Annotated in this window: 13 protein-coding genes; 9 read left to right on the plus strand and 4 right to left on the minus strand. The window is 71.6% G+C overall.

The window, feature by feature from the left end; all coding sequences use genetic code 11:
- Positions 1-16 precede the first annotated feature (16 nt).
- Entirely contained in the window at positions 17-1,888 is a 1,872-nt protein-coding gene (locus tag ABT116_RS17865) for an AMP-dependent synthetase/ligase (RefSeq protein WP_351634113.1), read from the plus strand.
- A gap of 65 nt (positions 1,889-1,953) precedes the next feature.
- On the opposite strand, the gene ABT116_RS17870 is transcribed toward ABT116_RS17865, so the two are convergent.
- Positions 1,954-2,424 carry a response regulator gene (locus ABT116_RS17870; RefSeq protein ID WP_351634116.1) on the minus strand — a complete coding sequence of 157 codons (471 nt, stop codon included), beginning with the start codon at positions 2,422-2,424 and terminating at the stop codon, positions 1,954-1,956.
- Complete coding sequence (locus ABT116_RS17875) at positions 2,421-6,500, minus strand: HAMP domain-containing protein (protein WP_351634119.1); 4,080 nt, start codon at positions 6,498-6,500, stop codon at positions 2,421-2,423. The genes ABT116_RS17870 and ABT116_RS17875 overlap by 4 nt, the downstream gene beginning before the upstream one ends.
- A gap of 102 nt (positions 6,501-6,602) precedes the next feature.
- On the opposite strand from ABT116_RS17875, the gene ABT116_RS17880 reads away from it, so the two are divergent.
- Complete coding sequence (locus ABT116_RS17880) at positions 6,603-9,038, plus strand: SpoIIE family protein phosphatase (protein WP_351634122.1); 2,436 nt, start codon at positions 6,603-6,605, stop codon at positions 9,036-9,038.
- A 27-nt stretch (positions 9,039-9,065) separates the two neighbouring features.
- Positions 9,066-10,298 carry a radical SAM family heme chaperone HemW gene (gene hemW / locus ABT116_RS17885; RefSeq protein WP_351634125.1) on the plus strand — a complete coding sequence of 411 codons (1,233 nt, stop codon included), beginning with the start codon at positions 9,066-9,068 and terminating at the stop codon, positions 10,296-10,298.
- A 190-nt stretch (positions 10,299-10,488) separates the two neighbouring features.
- Here the strand turns inward: hemW and ABT116_RS17890 are convergent, their stop codons facing one another.
- Positions 10,489-11,289 (minus strand): DUF3097 domain-containing protein, encoded by an 801-nt coding sequence (locus ABT116_RS17890; RefSeq protein WP_351634128.1) that lies wholly within the window; start codon positions 11,287-11,289, stop codon positions 10,489-10,491.
- Positions 11,290-11,320: 31 nt separating this feature from the next.
- On the minus strand, positions 11,321-12,052 hold the full coding sequence (locus ABT116_RS17895) for an MBL fold metallo-hydrolase (protein ID WP_351634131.1): 732 nt from the start codon (positions 12,050-12,052) through the stop codon (positions 11,321-11,323).
- A 170-nt stretch (positions 12,053-12,222) separates the two neighbouring features.
- On the opposite strand from ABT116_RS17895, the gene hrcA reads away from it, so the two are divergent.
- From hrcA to ABT116_RS17925, 6 genes are all read left to right on the plus strand, one after another.
- The gene (gene hrcA, locus ABT116_RS17900) at positions 12,223-13,239 is read left to right on the plus strand and encodes a heat-inducible transcriptional repressor HrcA (protein WP_033306349.1); all 1,017 of its coding nucleotides are present in this window, start codon (positions 12,223-12,225) and stop codon (positions 13,237-13,239) included.
- Entirely contained in the window at positions 13,239-14,375 is a 1,137-nt protein-coding gene (gene dnaJ, locus ABT116_RS17905; protein WP_142164010.1) for a molecular chaperone DnaJ, read from the plus strand. Before hrcA ends, dnaJ begins: the two co-directional genes overlap by 1 nt.
- 77 nt (positions 14,376-14,452) lie before the next feature.
- Complete coding sequence (locus ABT116_RS17910) at positions 14,453-15,526, plus strand: nitronate monooxygenase (RefSeq protein WP_351634135.1); 1,074 nt, start codon at positions 14,453-14,455, stop codon at positions 15,524-15,526.
- On the plus strand, positions 15,523-16,263 hold the full coding sequence (locus ABT116_RS17915) for a 16S rRNA (uracil(1498)-N(3))-methyltransferase (RefSeq protein WP_351634138.1): 741 nt from the start codon (positions 15,523-15,525) through the stop codon (positions 16,261-16,263). The genes ABT116_RS17910 and ABT116_RS17915 overlap by 4 nt, the downstream gene beginning before the upstream one ends.
- 16 nt (positions 16,264-16,279) lie before the next feature.
- Positions 16,280-16,672, plus strand: coding sequence for a VOC family protein (locus ABT116_RS17920; protein ID WP_351634141.1), 393 nt, complete (start codon positions 16,280-16,282; stop codon positions 16,670-16,672).
- Between the two features lie 49 nt (positions 16,673-16,721).
- Positions 16,722-17,210 (plus strand): hypothetical protein (locus tag ABT116_RS17925; protein ID WP_351634144.1); only part of this gene is annotated, 489 nt, incomplete at its 3' end.

A 17,210-nucleotide genomic window follows, 5' to 3' on the forward strand; every position in this document is an offset into this window, starting at 1 on the left:
GGCCCCGGAGGATGTCGTGAGCGACGCACAGACCCTGATCGAGAACCGTCCGCCGTCCGTGGCGGGCCTCTTCCTGGAGCGCGTGACGGCCACGCCGGACGCCGAGGCCTATCGGTATCCGGTCCCGTCGTCGGGCCAGGGGCCGGACGACTGGAAGTCACTGACCTGGGCGCAGTCCGCCGAGCGGGTCTACGCCATCGCGGCGGGCCTCATCGAGCTGGGCGTACAGCCCGAGCAGCGCGTCGCCCTCGCCGCCGGCACCCGGATCGAGTGGATCCTCGCCGACCTCGGCATCATGTGCGCCGGCGCGGCCACGACCACGGTGTACCCGCAGACCAACGCCGACGAGTCCGCGTTCATCCTGTCGGACTCCGAGAGCCGGGTGCTGATCGCGGAGAACGCCGAGCAGCTGGCCAAGGCCCAGGAGAAGCGCGCCGAGCTGCCCGAGCTGACGCATGTCGTGGTGATCGACGGGGCCGGTGTGGAGACCGCCGACTGGATCCTCACCCTGGACGAGCTGGAGAAGCGCGGCGCGGCCCGGCTCGAGAAGGACCCCGACCTGATCAAGGAGCGGGTCGGCGCGATCACCAAGGACCAGCTGGCCACCCTCATCTACACCTCCGGCACCACGGGCCGCCCCAAGGGCGTGCGCCTGCCGCACGACAACTGGTCGTACATGGCGAAGGCGATCGCCGCGACCGGGCTGGTCAGCGGCGAGGACGTGCAGTACCTGTGGCTGCCCCTCGCGCATGTCTTCGGCAAGGTGCTGACCTCCGGGCAGATCGAGGTCGGTCACGTCACCGCCGTGGACGGCCGGGTCGACAAGATCATCGAGAACCTGCCGGTGGTGCAGCCGACGTACATGGCGGCCGTGCCGCGCATCTTCGAGAAGGTCTACAACGGCGTGGCCGCGAAGGCCCGCGCGGGCGGCGGCGCCAAATACAAGATCTTCCAGTGGGCGGCCGAGGTGGCCCGCGAGTACGCCAAGGCCGCGCAGGACAACTTCCGGCGGACCGGGACCGCGTCCGTGCCGTTCGGGCTGGGCGCTAAGCACAAGGTCGCCGACGCGCTGGTGTTCGCCAAGATCCGCGAGGCCTTCGGCGGGAACCTGCGGGCCTGCGTCTCCGGTTCCGCCGCCCTCGCGCCGGAGATCGGCTACTTCTTCTCGGGCGCCGGCATCCACATCCTGGAGGGCTACGGCCTGACCGAGTCCTCGGCAGCGTCCTTCGTGAACCCGGGCGAGGCCTACCGCACCGGCACGGTCGGCAAGCCGCTGCCCGGCACGGAGGTGCGGATCGCCGACGACGGGGAGATCCTGCTGCGCGGCCCGGGCATCATGGAGGGCTACCACAAGCTGCCCGAGAAGACCGCCGAGGTGCTGGAGGCGGACGGCTGGTTCCACACCGGGGACATCGGCGAGCTGTCGCCCGACGGATACCTGCGGATCACCGACCGCAAGAAGGACCTCATCAAGACCTCGGGCGGCAAGTACATCGCCCCGGCGGAGGTCGAGGGGCAGTTCAAGGCGGTGTGCCCGTACGTGTCCAACATCCTGGTGCACGGGGCCGACCGGAATTTCTGCACGGCGCTGATCGCGCTCGACGAGGTCGCCATCACCGAGTGGGCCAAGGACAACGGGCTGGCGGGGAAGTCGTACGCGGAGATCGTGGCGGCGCCGGTGACCGTCGAGATGGTCGACGGGTACGTGAAGCAGCTGAATGAGGGGCTTCAGCGGTGGCAGACCATCAAGAAGTTCCGCCTTCTGCCGCGGGATCTCGATGTCGAGCACGGTGAGATCACGCCGAGTCTGAAGCTGAAGCGGCCCGTTGTGGAGCGGGAGTACAAGCATCTGATCGAGGAGATGTACGACGGGTCTCGCGAGGCGTAGGGGGTGGCGGCGCTGATCGAGCGACTGCGGGTTCGTTGTGGTCGCTCGCGCAGTTCCCCGCGCCCCTAGGTGACTTCTCCCACCCTGCGTTTCAAGTCCTGGATCTCCGTCCTCAGGCGTTCCACCTCTCTTCCTTTGCGGTAGAGGTCCAGGAAGACGCTGACCTTTGCCCTGAGCACCCACGGGTCGAAGGGCTTGGTCACGTAGTCGGCGGCGCCGGTCGCGTAGCCGCGGAAGGCGTAGCCCGCGTCGTCGTCCGCGCCGGTGAGGAAGATGATCGGGACGTCCCGGGTCTGGCCGAGGCGTTTGATGTGGGCGGCCGTCTCGAAGCCGTCCATGCCGGGCATGCGGATGTCGAGCAGGACCAGGGCGATCGGCTGCCGCAGCAGGGCCTTCATCGCCTCCTCGCCCGAACGGGCCCGTACCAGCGGCTCGTTGAGGGAGGCGAGGACGGCCTCCAGGGCGGTCAGGTTGTCCTCCATGTCGTCGACCAGGAGGATTCCGGCGCGTTCGGGGTGGGTGGGCGTGCTGCTCATGCCTCTTCTTCCGTGCCCTCGGGGTCCAGTAGTTCGCACACGACCGTCAGCAGGCCGTCGATGTCCACCGGCTTGGGTACGTAGTCGTTGGCCCCGCGGGCGATGGACTTCTCCCGGTCGCCGGGCATCGCCTTGGCGGTCAAGGCCACGATCGGCAGGCCCGACCAGCGGGGTGTGCGGCGGATCGCGGAGATGGTCTCGTAGCCGTCCATCTCCGGCATCATGATGTCCATCAGGACCAGTTCGACGTCGGCGCTGCGCTCCAGCGTCTCGATGCCCTCGCGGCCGTTCTCCGCGTAGAGCACGGTCATGCCGACCCGGCCCAGGACATGGGTGAGGGCGAAGACGTTGCGGATGTCGTCGTCGACGATCAGCACCCGCCGCCCGGCGAGGATCCGGCCCGGCCGGCCGGTCGTCCACGCCTCCAGCTTCGTCGGTGACGGCCAGGCGTCGTCCGTCTCGTGCGCGACCGGGAAGGTCCCGGCGGTCGGCTGGAGGGGCAGCGGCAGGTCGGCGCGGTCCTCGGGCACGGGTGCGGGCGCGGTGTGGCCCGGGCTGACGACCGGCACGTACAGGGTGAACGTGGAGCCCTTCCCGGGTTCGCTCTCGGCGACGATCCGGCCGCCGAGCAGGCCCGCGATCTCCCGGCTGATGGACAGGCCGAGGCCGGTCCCGCCGTACTTGCGGTTGGTGGTGCCGTCGGCCTGCTGGAACGCCTCGAAGATCACCGGGAGTTTCTCCGGCGCGATCCCGATGCCGGTGTCGGACACCGAGAACGCGATGACGTCGTCCGTTTCCCGGACGTAGCGGTGCTCGGCGTCCTGCACCCGGTCCACCCGCAGCTCCACCTTGCCGGACGCGGTGAACTTGATCGCGTTGGAGAGGAGGTTGCGCAGGATCTGCTGGAGGCGCTGCTCGTCCGAGTACATCTCGCGCGGTACGTCCTCGCCGACCGCGATCTCGAAGGCGAGCCCCCGGTCGAGGGTGAGGGGCCGGAAGGTGGCGTGGACGTAGTCGAGCAGCTTGATGAGCGGGAGCCGCTTGGGGCGTACGTCCATCCGGCCGGCCTCGATCTTCGACAGGTCCAGGATGTCGTTGATCAGCTGCAGCAGGTCCGAGCCCGAGCGGTGGATGGTCGTGGCGAACTGCACCTCCTGGTCGGAGAGATGGCCGTCCGGGTTGTCGGAGAGCAGCCGGGCCAGGATCAGCAGCGAGTTCAGCGGCGTGCGCAACTCGTGGGACATGTTGGCCAGGAACTCCGACTTGTACTGCGAGGACGTGGCCAGCAGGGCGGCCTTCTCCTCCAGTGCGGCGTTGGAGCGCTGCAGTTCGCCCTGCTGCTTCTGGAGTTCGTCCGAGCGTTCCTGGAGCTGCATGGCCAGGCGCTGGGACTCGCCGAGCAGCGACTCCGTGCGGGAGTTGGCGATGATCGTGTTGATGGCGACGCCGATGGTGTTGACGAACTGGTCGAAGAACGCCAGGTGCACGTCGGAGAAGCGGGAGAAGGAGGCGAGTTCGATGACGCCGAGGAGCTTGTCCTCGAAGAGGATCGGGATGATGACGATCGTGGTCGGAGCCGCCTCGCCCAGCCCGCTGTTGATCTTGATGTAGTCGGGCGGGGCGCCCTCCACCAGGATGCGCTTCTTCTCCCGGGCCGCCTGCGCGACCAGGCCGTGCACCGGCAGGCCGCCGGTCTCGACGGTCGCGTCCTGGGCGGCGCCGTAGCCGGCGATGAACGCCAGCCCCTTGGTGGGGACCGTGGCGCCGTCCTCCTCCGGGTCGGCCAGGTAGAACGCCCCGTACTGGGCGTTCACCAGCGGGGTCAGCTCGCGCAGTATCAGGTCGGCGACCTCCATCAGGTCCCGGTGGCCCTGCATCAGGGCGGCGAGCCGGGCCAGGTTGGACTCCAGCCAGTCCTTGGCGCGGGTCGTCTCGCGCAGGTTGGCCACCATCAGGTTGATGTTGTCCTTCAGCTCGGCGACCTCGCCCTGCGTCTCCACCGTGATCGAGCGGGACATGTCGCCCTGGGCCACGGCGGAGGCGACCTCGGCGATGGCCCGGACCTGGGTGGTGAGGTTGGAGGCGAGTTCGTTGACGTTCGTCGTCAGGCGCTTCCAGGTGCCGTAGACGCCCTCCACCCGGGCCTGGCCGCCCAGTCGCCCCTCGGAGCCGACCTCGCGGGCGACGCGCGTGACCTCCGAGGAGAAGGAGGACAGCGTGTCGACCATCGTGTTGATGGTGGTCTTCAACTCCAGGATCTCGCCGCGCGCGTCCACGTCGATCTTCCGGGACAGGTCGCCCTGCGCCACGGCCGTCGCGACCTGGGCGATGTTGCGCACCTGGGAGGTGAGGTTGTCGGCCATGTAGTTGACGTTGTCCGTAAGGTCCCGCCAGACGCCGGAGACGCCCAGCACCTGGGCCCGCCCGCCGAGCCGCCCGTCGGTGCCGACCTCCCGGGCCACCCGCGTCACCTCGTCGGCGAAGGCGCGCAGCTGCTCCACCATCGTGTTGACGGTGTCCTTCAGTTCGAGGATCTCGCCGCGCGCGTCGACCGTGATCTTCTTCGACAGGTCGCCGTTGGCGACGGCGGTGGTGACCTGGGCGATGTTCCGGACCTGGGAAGTCAGGTTCAGCGCCATGAAGTTGACGTTGTCGGTGAGGTCCTTCCAGACACCGGACACGCCCCGCACCTGCGCCTGGCCGCCGAGGTTGCCTTCCGTGCCGACCTCGCGGGCGACGCGGGTGACCTCGTCGGCGAAGGCGGACAGCTGGTCGACCATCGTGTTGATCGTGGACTTCAGCTCCAGGATCTCGCCCTTGGCCTCCACGGTGATCTTCTTGCCGAGGTCGCCCTGCGCGACGGCGGTGGAGACCAGGGCGATGTTGCGGACCTGCGAGGTGAGGTTGTCCGCCATGAAGTTGACGTTGTCGGTGAGGTCCTTCCAGACGCCGGAGACCCCACGCACCTGCGCCCGGCCGCCGAGGTTGCCCTCGGTGCCGACCTCGCGGGCGACGCGGGTGACCTCGTCGGCGAAGGCGGAGAGCTGGTCCACCATCGTGTTGATGGTCGACTTCAGCTCCAGGATCTCGCCCTGCGCGGCGACCGTGATCTTCTGGGACAGGTCGCCGTTGGCCACGGCCGTCGTCACCTGGGCGATGTTGCGGACCTGCGAGGTCAGGTTCGACGCCATGAAGTTGACGTTGTCGGTGAGGTCCTTCCACACCCCGGACACGCCCCGCACCTGCGCCCGGCCGCCCAGCTGGCCCTCGGTGCCGACCTCGCGGGCCACCCGGGTGACCTCGTCGGCGAAGGCGGACAGCTGGTCGACCATGGTGTTGACGGTCAGCTTCAGCTCCAGCAGCTCGCCGGTCGCCTCCACCGTGACCGTACGGGTCAGGTCGCCGCGGGCCACCGCGGTCGTCACCGCCGCGATGTCCCGGACCTGGGCCGTCAGCCGGGACGCCATCGTGTTGACGGCCTCCGTCACGTCCCGCCAACTGCCCGACAGGCCCTGCACCTTGGCCCGTCCACCTAGCCGGCCCTCGGTGCCCACCTCGCGGGCCACCCGCGTCACCTCGCCGGTGAACAGGGACAGCTGGTCCACCATCTTGTTCACGGCCCGGCCCAGGCGCCGCAGATCGCCGCGCAACTGCCGCGTCCCGTCGTGCAGATCGACCCGCTGGGTCAGATCGCCGCCGGCCACCGCGTCCAGCACACGCGTGGCGTTCGCCGCCGGGGCGACCAGGGCGTCGAGCAACTGGTTCACGTCGTTGACCCGGGACGTCCACAGGCCCTGGCCCGGGCTGGCCGAGAGCCGCTCGTCGAGCCGGCCGTGCCGCACCAGTTCCCGCCGGACGCGCTGCACCTCGAAGGTGAAGTGGACGCTGCGGTCCATGATCTGGTTGTAGACAGCGGTCAGTTCGGCGACCATCCCGTGGCCTGATTCCGGCACCTTGGTGAAGTCGCCGTCGCGTGCGGCGGTCATGGCGGCGAGCAGGGGGCGCAGATCGGATGCACGAATCTGACCGTCTTCGTACCGGTCTTCGACCACAGGAGTAGCACGGTTCTCACTCATGGCGGCCCACTTCGGTAACTCGGCGCTTATGGGCGTGGCCAGTCTGTCACTCTGTCGGCATCGACTGTGGCGTATTCGTACGAACTGCCCGGGGAGCTGTCCATGGGGGCCATTCCGACGCAACGGGAGACCGCCTCCTGTGCCTCAGAAGCGCCTGCACCCGCTTGGGAGACGCCCGTGCCCGTCCAGGAGGGGCCCGTTCCCGAGGAGCCGGCACCGTCCGCGGAGGTGCTGACGCCGTCCGCCGGGGCGCTCGGCTCCGATACCCGCACGCCCGCCTGCGCGGCGCCCGGGTCCGCCGCCGAGGCGCCCGCACCGGAGCGCGCGCGGGCGCACGCGACCCTGTCCGGCAGTTCCCTCGCCCCGGGCGCCGCCCGCGCCCTGGTGCGCGCGGCTCTCGCCGAGTGGACCGGGCTCGGACTGCCCGGCGCCGAGCACCTCACCGACCGCCTCGCCGACGACGCCACGCTCGTCGTCAGTGAACTCGTCACCAACGCCGTCGTGCACGCCGGCACCGACGTCGTGACGGAGTTCCGGCTGGAAGGCGACGCGGGCGGCGCCCCGGACACGGCCGCGGTCGTCGTCGAGGTCTCCGACCACCATCCCTCCCGTGCCCCGCGCGGCGGCGAGCCGGAGACGCCGCACGACACCCCCGAGTACGGGCGTGGCCTGCGGCTCGTCGGCGCGCTCTCCGAGGCGTGGGGGGTCACGTACCGCACGGGCCGCAAGACCGTGTGGGCCCGGCTGCCCGCCGGCGGGTGCGCGGCGGGCGAGCAGATCGAGGCGTACGCCGGGGAGCACACGCTGGCGCGCGGCCTGCGGATGGCGGAGATCCTGGCACCCGAACCGCGCCCGGGCGAGGAGGCGGAGGAGTCCCTGCGGTCCGGGCGCGGCGGCGAAGACCCATGGGACCGCCGTGCGCAGCGAGCCTCGTGGGGCCCACGGGGCAGCGGCGAGCGGTGGGGTTCCCGTGAGTATCGAGAGCCGTGGGACTGTCGGGCCGCCGGAGAGTTCTGGGGCTCAGGGGACGGCGAAGGGGCGCGGGACTCGGGCCAGGACCGGGAGAACCCGGGCCGCGGCGGAGAGACACAACCCAGGCCTGGCTCAGGGGAGTCCCGTGACCTGCGTGACTGGAACGACCTCCGGGACTGGCGGGACCGGCACGAGAACCGGGACGGACGGAACGGGCCCGACGGCGCCTGGCTCGGCCGCGGCGCCCTGTCCTTCCTCGCCGAGGCCTCCGACCTGCTCGCCGGACAGCTCGACGAGGACCTCGTCGCGGCGCTCGCCGGACAGCTGATCGTGCCCCGCCTGGCCGACTGGTGCGCGGTGTGGCTGGAGGACGAGGCCACCGCCGGCGGCTGGAGCGGCGGAGCCGGCCTGGGCGGACCGCGCCTCGCCCGGGTCTGGCACGGCAGCGAGAACCGCATCGAGGAACTGCGCCGCGCCCTGGAGAAGGACCCTCCGCAACCGTTCGATCCGTTGGGCGCGTCCCCGTTCGAGCGCGGCCGGGACCAGGGCGGATCCGGGCCCGTCGACTGTCCCTGGCCCGGCGAGGCGCTCGGGGACGGCGAGCCCGGTTCGGCCCTCGCGTACCGCCTGGTCGCCGGGGGACGCCCGCTGGGCACCCTCGTCATCGGGCGGTCCGGGCCGGCCGGCTTCCCCGACGAGATCACCGGCCTCGTCGAGGACCTCAGCCGCCGGGTGGCCCTCGCCATCGGCGCCGCCCGCCAGTACGCCCGGCAGGCCACCATCAGTGCCGTGCTCCAGCGCGGGCTGCTGCCCGGTGCCGTGGCCGAGATCCCCGGCGTGCGCAGCGCCCTCGTCTACGAGCCGTGCGACAAGGGCGGTCCCAGCGGCGACTTCTACGACCTCTTCCCGGCCGGCGACGGCCGCTGGTGCTTCGCCGTCGGCGACGTCCAGGGCAAGGGCCCCGAGGCGGCCGTCGTGATCGGCCTGGCCCGGCCCTGGCTGCGGCTGCTGGCCCGCGAGGGCTACCGGGTCGCCGACGTCCTCGACCGCCTCAACCAGCTCCTGCTCGACGACGCCACGGAGGCCGCCGACGCGGCGGCTCGTGCGCTGGTGGCCGCCGGGGCGCGTCCGACCCCGCCCGGCGACGGTCCCCAGACGCGCTTCCTGTCCCTGCTCTACGGCGAGCTCGTCCCCTTCGACGGCGGTGTCCGCTGCACCGTCGCCTCCGCCGGGCACCCGCTGCCCCTGCTGCTGGGGGCGGGCGGCGAGGTGCACACGGTCGCGCAGCCCCAGACCCTCCTCGGCGTCGTCGAGGACGCCACCTACACCAGCGACACCTTCGAGCTGCGTTCCGGCGACACCCTGCTGTGCGTCACCGACGGAGTGACCGAGCGCCGCTCGGGCTCGCGCCAGTTCGACGACGGGGACGGGCTCGCGGCGGCGCTGGCCGGGTGCGCCGGCCTGGACGCGGAGCTGATAGCCGAGCGGATCAAACGGCTGGTGCACGAGTTCGGGGCGCGGCCCCCTGCGGACGATCTGGCACTGCTGGTGCTCCAGGCGGACTGACCGCCCGGGTGCTGGACAATGGAAGGCATGCCTTCCGCACTCCCCGACGGCGAGCCCGTCCCCGACGACGGCGCGCTGCCCGCGTCCGCCCTCGCCGGGGCCGCAGATCGCCCGCTCGGGTTCTACCTGCACGTCCCGTACTGCGCGACCCGCTGCGGCTACTGCGACTTCAACACGTACACCGCCACCGAGCTGCGCGGCACCGGCGGCGTGCTGGCGTCCCGCGACAACTACGCCGAGACGCTGGCCGACGAGATCCGGCTGGCGCGCAAGGTGCTGGGGGACGATCCGCGGCCGGTGCGGACGGTGTTCGTGGGCGGCGGCACGCCCACGCTGCTGGACGCCGGTGACCTCGTACGGATGCTGACGGCCGTGCGGGACGAGTTCGGGCTGGCGGAGGACGCCGAGGTCACGACCGAGGCGAACCCGGAGTCGGTCGATCCCGCGTACCTGGCCGCCCTGCGCGAGGGGGGCTTCAACCGGATCTCCTTCGGGATGCAGAGTGCGCGGCAGCACGTGCTGAAGGTGCTGGACCGTACGCACACCCCGGGGCGGCCCGAGGCCTGTGTGGCGGAGGCCCGGGCGGCCGGGTTCGAGCATGTCAACCTCGACCTGATCTACGGCACGCCCGGCGAGTCCGACGACGACTGGCGGGCATCGCTGGACGCGGTGCTGGGGGCTGGGCCGGATCATGTCAGTGCGTACGCGTTGATCGTCGAGGAGGGGACGCAGCTCGCGCGGCGCATTCGTCGGGGCGAGGTGCCGATGACCGACGATGACGTGCATGCCGACCGGTACCTGATCGCGGACGAGGTTCTCTCGGGCGCGGGCTTCGAGTGGTACGAGGTGTCGAACTGGGCGACCTCTCGGGCCGGGCGGTGCCTGCACAACGAGCTGTACTGGCGGGGGGCCGACTGGTGGGGGGCCGGTCCCGGTGCGCACAGCCATGTGGGCGGGGTGCGGTGGTGGAACGTGAAGCATCCGGGGGCGTATGCGGCTGCGCTGGCTTCGGGGAGGTCGCCGGGGGCCGGGCGGGAGCTGCTGTCCGATGAGGACCGGAGGGTCGAGCGGATCCTGCTGGAGCTGCGGCTTCGGGAGGGGGTGCCGTTGTCGCTGCTGCGGGAGGAGGGGATCGCGGCGTCTCGGCGGGCCTTGTCCGAAGGGTTGCTCCAGGAGGGGCCCTATGCGGAGGGTCGGGCTGTGCTGACCTTGCGCGGGCGGCTGCTGGCGGACGGGGTTGTCCGGGACCTCGTGGACTGAGGTGCTCGGGGTCGGTGCCGGGGGCAGGGCGATGCGCAACTCGGCGCGACGAGGTGCCGCTGCGCCCACCCGTGCCGCCCTTAGCGGCACGCATGCCCGCAGCTGGGGCGGCACGCATGCCCGCAGCTGGGGAGGCGTGCAGGCGCGCAGCTGGGGCGGCGTGTAGGCCCGCTGTCAGGCGGTTGGGCAGCTACGCAGTGACGAAGTCGATCAGTTCTTCCACCCGGCCCAGCAGCTCCGGTTCCAGGTCCTTGTACGAGTGGACGCCCGACAGGATCCGCTGCCAGGCCGCCCCCGTGTTCTCCGGCCAGCCCAATGCCCGGCACACCCCGGTCTTCCAGTCCTGCCCGCGCGGCACCCGGGGCCACGCTTCGATGCCCAGGGACGACGGTTTCACCGCCTCCCAGATGTCGATGTAGGGGTGGCCCACGACCAGGGCGTGCTCGCTCGTCACCGACTGTGCGATGCGCCACTCCTTCGAGCCCGGGACCAGGTGGTCCACGAGGACGCCCAGCCGCGCGTCCGGGCCGGGGGCGAAGCTCTCGACGATCGACGGCAGGTCGTCGACGCCCTCCAGGTACTCCACGACCACGCCCTCGATGCGCAGGTCGTCGCCCCACACCTTCTCCACCAGCTCGGCGTCGTGGCGGCCCTCGACGTAGATGCGGCCGGCGCGGGCCACGCGGGCCCGTGCGCCGGGGACGGCGACCGACCCCGAGGCCGTGCGGGTGGGACGCGCCGGGCCGCCGGGCGCGGGGCGGACGAGGGTCACCACCCTGCCCTCCAGGAGGAAACCGCGCGGCTCCATCGGGAACACCCGGTGCTTGCCGAAGCGGTCCTCCAGCGTCACCGTGCCCGCCTCGCAGCGGATCACCGCGCCGCAGAAACCGGTCCCCGGCTCCTCCACCACCAGGCCCGGCTCCGCCGCGACCTCGGGCACCGGCTTCGGCTTCTTCCACGGCGGGGTCAGATCGGCGGAGTACTGGCGCATTCGAATGACGATAGGAGAAGGCGGACGGCGATCACCGCGACACGCCGAAACGCGCCGCCAGCGCGTCCCGTTGCGCCCGCACGAACGCCGCGTCCACCACCGCTCCGTGACCGGGCACGTACACCGCGTCCTCACCACCCAGGTCGAGCAGCCGGTCGAGGGCGGCAGGCCACTGCGACGGCACCGCGTCCGGGCCCGCCTGGGGCTCGCCGGACTCCTCGACCAGATCGCCGCAGAACACCACTTCCGGATCACCGGGCACCAGCACCGCCAGGTCGTGCGCGGTGTGCCCCGGCCCGACGTTCGCCAGCAGCACCTGCCGGCCGCCGCCCAGGTCGAGCGTCCACTCGCCGGAGACCAGGTGGCCGGGCGGGACCAGCCGCTCCGCCGCCTTCTCGGCCGTGGGCGCCGCCAGGCCCTGGCGCACCGCGTCCTCGCGCAGTTCCTCGCGGTCCCGCACCCGCGACAGCACCGCGTCCACGCCCACCGCGCCGAACACCTCGGTGTCCGGGAGCGCCGCGGTGCCGAAGACATGGTCGAAGTGCGGATGGGTCAGCGCGAGATGTGTCACACGGTGACCCGTGAGCGCCCGCGCCTGCGCGCCCAGTTTCGCGCCCTCGGCGAGGCTCGACCCCGCGTCGATCATGAGGACCGCCCCCTCGCCGGCGACCAGCCCGATCGTGCAGTCCCACACCGGCAGCCGGCACCGCCCCACTCCAGCGGCCACGCGCTCCCATCCGAGGTCTTCCCAAGTCACCGTCATACGGCGACGCTAGCGGTGCGCCCCGCTCGGGGCACGGCGCCGCACGACCAGCCTTGCCGGGGGTGTACCCCACCGCCGTACACTGGGCCGGGGATGCTGGCACTCGCACGCGCAGAGTGCCAGGCCGGACCGGCAGGGCAAGCAGGCGGAGACTTCTGGAGGTGTGCGCGATGCTCAGTGAACGCAGGCTTCAGGTGCTGCGCGCCATCGTCCAGGACTACGTCGGCACCGAGGAGCCGGTGGGCTCCAAGGCCCTCACCGAGCGGCACAGCCTGGGCGTCTCCCCGGCCACCGTCCGCAACGACATGGCGGCCCTCGAGGACGAGGGGTACATCGCCCAGCCGCACACCAGTGCCGGGCGCATCCCCACCGACAAGGGCTACCGGCTGTTCGTCGACAAGCTCGCCGGCGTCAAGCCGATGACAGCGCCCGAGCGGCGCGCGATCCAGAACTTCCTCGAGGGTGCCGTCGACCTCGACGACGTCGTGGCGCGTACGGTACGGCTGCTCGCGCAGCTCACGCGTCAGGTCGCCGTCGTGCAGTACCCGTCGCTGACCCGCTCGACCGTGCGGCACGTGGAGCTGCTCTCCCTGGCGCCCGCGCGCGTGATGCTCGTGCTGATCACGGACACCGGACGGGTCGAGCAGCGGGTCGTCGACTGCCCGGCGCCCTTCGGCGACGCCTCGCTCGCGGATCTGCGCGCGCGGCTCAACAGCCGCGTGGCGAACCGCCGTTTCGCGGATGTGCCGAGTCTGGTGGAGGATCTCCCCGAGGCGTTCGAGCACGAGGACCGGGGTACGGTCTCCACGGTGCTCTCCACACTTCTGGAGACGCTCGTCGAGGAGAACGAGGAGCGGCTGATGATCGGCGGCACCGCCAATCTGACCCGCTTCGGGCATGACTTCCCTCTCACGATCCGGCCGGTGCTGGAGGCGCTGGAGGAGCAGGTCGTGCTCCTCAAGCTGCTCGGCGAGGCGAAGGATCCGGGCGTGACCGTACGGATCGGTCACGAGAACGCCCACGAAGGACTCAACTCCACGTCCGTCGTGTCGGTCGGCTACGGTTCGGGCGGCGAGGCAGTCGCCAAGCTCGGCGTGGTCGGACCGACCCGCATGGACTACCCGGGAACGATGGGAGCGGTACGCGCAGTGGCACGGTACGTCGGACAGATCCTGGCGGAGTCGTAGTGGCCACGGACTACTACGCCGTACTCGGCGTGCGCCGCGACGCGTCGCAGGAAGAGATCAAGAAGGCCTTCCGGCGGCTCGCCCGCGAGCTGCACCCGGACGTCAACCCCGATCCGAAGACCCAGGAGCGGTTCAAGGAGATCAACGCCGCTTACGAGGTGCTGTCGGACCCGCAGAAGAAGCAGGTCTACGACCTCGGTGGCGACCCGCTCTCGCAGGCCGGTGGCGGCGGCGCGGGCGGCTTCGGAGCCGGCGGCTTCGGGAACTTCTCGGACATCATGGACGCGTTCTTCGGCACGGCGTCGCAGCGCGGACCGCGCTCGCGCACCCGCCGCGGCCAGGACGCGATGATCCGTATCGAGGTCGAGCTCGACGAGGCGGCCTTCGGTACGACGAAGGACATCCAGGTCGACACGGCCGTCGTCTGCAACACCTGCAGCGGTGAGGGCGCGGCCCCGGGCACCTCCGCCCAGACGTGTGACATGTGCCGCGGCCGCGGTGAGGTCTCGCAGGTCACCCGGTCCTTCCTGGGCCAGGTCATGACGTCCCGCCCGTGCCCGCAGTGCCAGGGCTTCGGCACGGTCGTCCCGACCCCGTGCCCGGAGTGCGCGGGCGACGGCCGCGTGCGGTCCCGCCGCACGCTCACGGTCAAGATCCCGGCCGGTGTCGACAACGGCACGCGCATCCAGCTCGCCGGCGAGGGCGAGGTCGGCCCCGGTGGCGGTCCGGCCGGTGACCTCTACGTCGAGATCCACGAGCTGCCGCACAGCACGTTCCAGCGGCGCGGCGACGACCTGCACTGCACGGTGACGATCCCGATGACGGCGGCGTCCCTCGGCACGAAGGTGCCGCTGGAGACGCTCGACGGCATGGAGGAGGTCGACATCCGCCCGGGCACCCAGTCCGGCCAGTCGATCCCGCTGCACGGCCGGGGCGTCACGCATCTGCGCGGCGGCGGACGCGGCGACCTCATCGTCCACGTCGAGGTCCAGACCCCGACCAAGCTCGACCCGGAGCAGGAGCGCCTGCTGCGCGAGCTCTCCAAACTCCGCGGCGAGGAACGGCCCACGGGGCAGTTCCAGCCGGGGCAGCAAGGGTTGTTCTCTCGGCTGAAGGACGCCTTCAACGGGCGCTGACGCCGGGCGTGCTTCTGGTCTATGCCAGTCGGCAGGCCGGTTTCGGAGTTGTTCGGAGGACGTGACAACATGCCGTCATGTCCTCCGCACTGACCGATCTCTTCCCCCACCCGATCGTGCAGGCCCCCATGGCGGGCGGCGTCTCCGTACCGCAGCTCGCCGCGGCCGTGTGCGAGGCGGGCGGGCTCGGATTCCTGGCCGCCGGGTACAAGACCGCCGACGGGATGTACCAGGAGATCAAGCAGCTCCGGAGCCTCACCGGCAGGCCCTTCGGCATCAACGTCTTCATGCCGCAGCCGGAGTATGCCGACCCCGCCGCCGTCGACGTCTACGCCCACCAGCTGGCCGGCGAGGCCACCTGGTACGAGGCCGAGCTCGGCGACCCGGACAGCGGACGCGACGACGGTTTCGAGGCCAAGCTCGTGGTGCTGCGCGACAACCCCGTACCGGTGGTGTCGTTCCACTTCGGTGTGCCGAGCCGCGAGGTCGTCGACACCCTGCACCGCGTCGGCACCTTCGTCCTGGCCGCCGCGACCACCCCCGACGAGGCCCGGGCCGTGGAGCGGGCGGGTGCGGACGGGGTCATCGCCCAGGGCGTCGAGGCCGGCGGCCACCAGGGCACCCACCGGGACATCCCCGAGACGGACGGTTCCGGTATCGGCCTGCTGTCGCTGATCGCCCAGGTCCGTGAGGCCGTGAGCATCCCGATCGTCGCCGCCGGCGGCATCATGCGCGGCGGCCAGATCGCCGGTGTCCTCGCCGCGGGCGCGAGCGCGGCCCAGCTGGGCACCGCCTTCCTCGCCACGCCCGAGTCGGGGGCGAACGCCCTGCACAAGCAGGCGCTGACCAACCCCCTGTTCGTGCGCACGGAGTTGACCCGGGCCTTCTCCGGCCGCCCCGCACGCGGGCTCGTCAACCGGTTCGTGCGCGAGCACGGCCCGTACGCGCCCGCCGCCTACCCCGAGATCCACCACCTCACCTCGCCGCTGCGCAAGGCCGCCGCCAAGGCCGGGGACGCGCAGGGCATGGCGCTGTGGGCCGGGCAGGGGCACCGGATGGCGCGGGAGCTGCCCGCCGGGCAGCTGGTGGAGGTGCTGGCCGGTGAACTGGCCGCCGCACGGGCCTCGTTGACGGGCGGGGGCGTGCTGTGACCGCGCCGGTGTTCGTGGTCGAGGACTTCCAAGCGGGCGGTGGCGGCCGGTACGTCCTCGACGGTCCGGAAGGGCGGCACGCCGTCTCCGTGAAGCGGCTGCGCGCCGGTGAGGACGTCGTCCTCACGGACGGGTCCGGCCGCTGGGCGGACTGCGTCGTGCTCGACACCGAGGGCAAGGACCGGCTGATCCTCCAGCTGGACTCGGTGCACGAGGAGCCCGCGGAACAGCCCCGCGTCACCGTCGTCCAGGCGCTGCCCAAGGGCGACCGGGGGGAACTCGCCGTCGAGACGATGACCGAGACCGGCGTCGACGCGATCGTGCCCTGGGCGGCGTCGCGCTGCATCACGCAGTGGAAGGGCGAACGCGGGCAGAAGGCGCTGGGCAAGTGGCGGGCCACGGCCCGGGAGGCCGGCAAGCAGTCCCGCCGGGTGCGCTTCCCGGAGGTCGCGGAGGCGGCCACGACCAAGCAGGTCGCAGCCCTCCTGGCCGGGGCGGACTTCGCCGCCGTGCTGCACGAGAGCGGGGACACACCCCTGGCCACGGCCGACCTGCCGGCCACCGGCGAGATCGTGCTGGTCGTGGGGCCCGAGGGGGGCGTGGCGCCGGAGGAGCTGGCGCTGTTCGAGGAGGCGGGGGCGCAGCCGTACCGCCTCGGGCGCAGTGTGCTGCGCACATCGACCGCCGGGACGGCCGCCGCGGCCGTACTCCTGGCACGCACCGGACGCTGGTCCTGATCCCCTTGGAGGCACCGTGGAGCTCGCACAGGTTCGTCTGCTCGTGACCGACTTCTCCGCCTGTTACCGCTTCTACGGCGAGGTCCTCGGCCTCAAACCGCAGTCGGGAGCGGCGGACGGGCCGTACGAGAAGTTCAGCCCCGCGGTCGGTTCTGCGGGGATCGCCTTGCAGGACCGGTCGATGATGGCCGAGGTGCTCGACGAACTGGGCGACACGGCGGCCGGCCACCGTTCCCTGGTCGTGCTGCGGGTGGACGGGCTGGACGCGTACTGCGAGGAGATCACGCTGCGCGGCGCCACGGTGCTGCACGGCCCGGCGCCCATGACGGACCGCATGCGGGTGGCCCATCTCAAGGACCCCGAGGGCAACTTGGTGGAGCTCCAGGAGTGGCTGCTGCTGCGCGGCTGACGCCTTTGCGCCCTACCGCGCGGCCCGCGACAGTGGCAGGCTCCCCTCCATGGGGGCTTCGAGGAGGAAACGTCTGGGGCCGCGCGGCCGGCGGGTTGCGGTCGCGGCGACGTTCGCCGTGGTGGCCGTGGGCGGTGCCGTCGCCTGCGAACCCGGCAGCGTCAGCGCCGCGTCCGTCGCCTACACCACCGACCAGACCGTGACCAAGGAACTCAACCGGCAGAAGGCGGACGTGCGGTGGCTCACGTGCACCGCCTCCTACGGGGAGAACGGCGGGAAGTCGTCACCCTCCGCGCGTGAGCGGACCGTCGCGACCGTCGACTGCGAGGGCGAGACCGACGACGGCAAGGACATCACCGTCGACGGCAAGGTCACCCACGCGGTGAACGGCGCCTGTGTGCGCGGGAACATCACCGCCAAGGTGGACGGCAAGGTGTGGTTCGAGGTCGACGGCCTCGGCGACTGCGAGTCCACCAGCCCGCCGCCCGTCGGCGGGCCCCCGAACGGGCAGCCCGGGCCGACGGTCACCGTGACCGTC

Source organism: Streptomyces sp. NPDC002130, from assembly GCF_040296465.1.
GTDB lineage: Bacteria > Actinomycetota > Actinomycetes > Streptomycetales > Streptomycetaceae > Streptomyces.

What these genes read in the sequence shown, in the direction of transcription:
- ABT116_RS17870 (WP_351634116.1), bottom strand. Translation starts at nt 2,424, where the DNA reads ATGAGCAGCACGCCCACCCACCCCGAACGCGCCGGAATCCTCCTGGTC.
- ABT116_RS17875 (WP_351634119.1), bottom strand. Translation starts at nt 6,500, where the DNA reads ATGAGTGAGAACCGTGCTACTCCTGTGGTCGAAGACCGGTACGAAGAC.
- ABT116_RS17880 (WP_351634122.1), top strand. Translation starts at nt 6,603, where the DNA reads ATGGGGGCCATTCCGACGCAACGGGAGACCGCCTCCTGTGCCTCAGAA.
- hemW (WP_351634125.1), top strand. Translation starts at nt 9,066, where the DNA reads ATGCCTTCCGCACTCCCCGACGGCGAGCCCGTCCCCGACGACGGCGCG.
- ABT116_RS17890 (WP_351634128.1), bottom strand. Translation starts at nt 11,289, where the DNA reads ATGCGCCAGTACTCCGCCGATCTGACCCCGCCGTGGAAGAAGCCGAAG.
- ABT116_RS17895 (WP_351634131.1), bottom strand. Translation starts at nt 12,052, where the DNA reads ATGACGGTGACTTGGGAAGACCTCGGATGGGAGCGCGTGGCCGCTGGA.
- hrcA (WP_033306349.1), top strand. Translation starts at nt 12,223, where the DNA reads ATGCTCAGTGAACGCAGGCTTCAGGTGCTGCGCGCCATCGTCCAGGAC.
- ABT116_RS17910 (WP_351634135.1), top strand. Translation starts at nt 14,453, where the DNA reads ATGTCCTCCGCACTGACCGATCTCTTCCCCCACCCGATCGTGCAGGCC.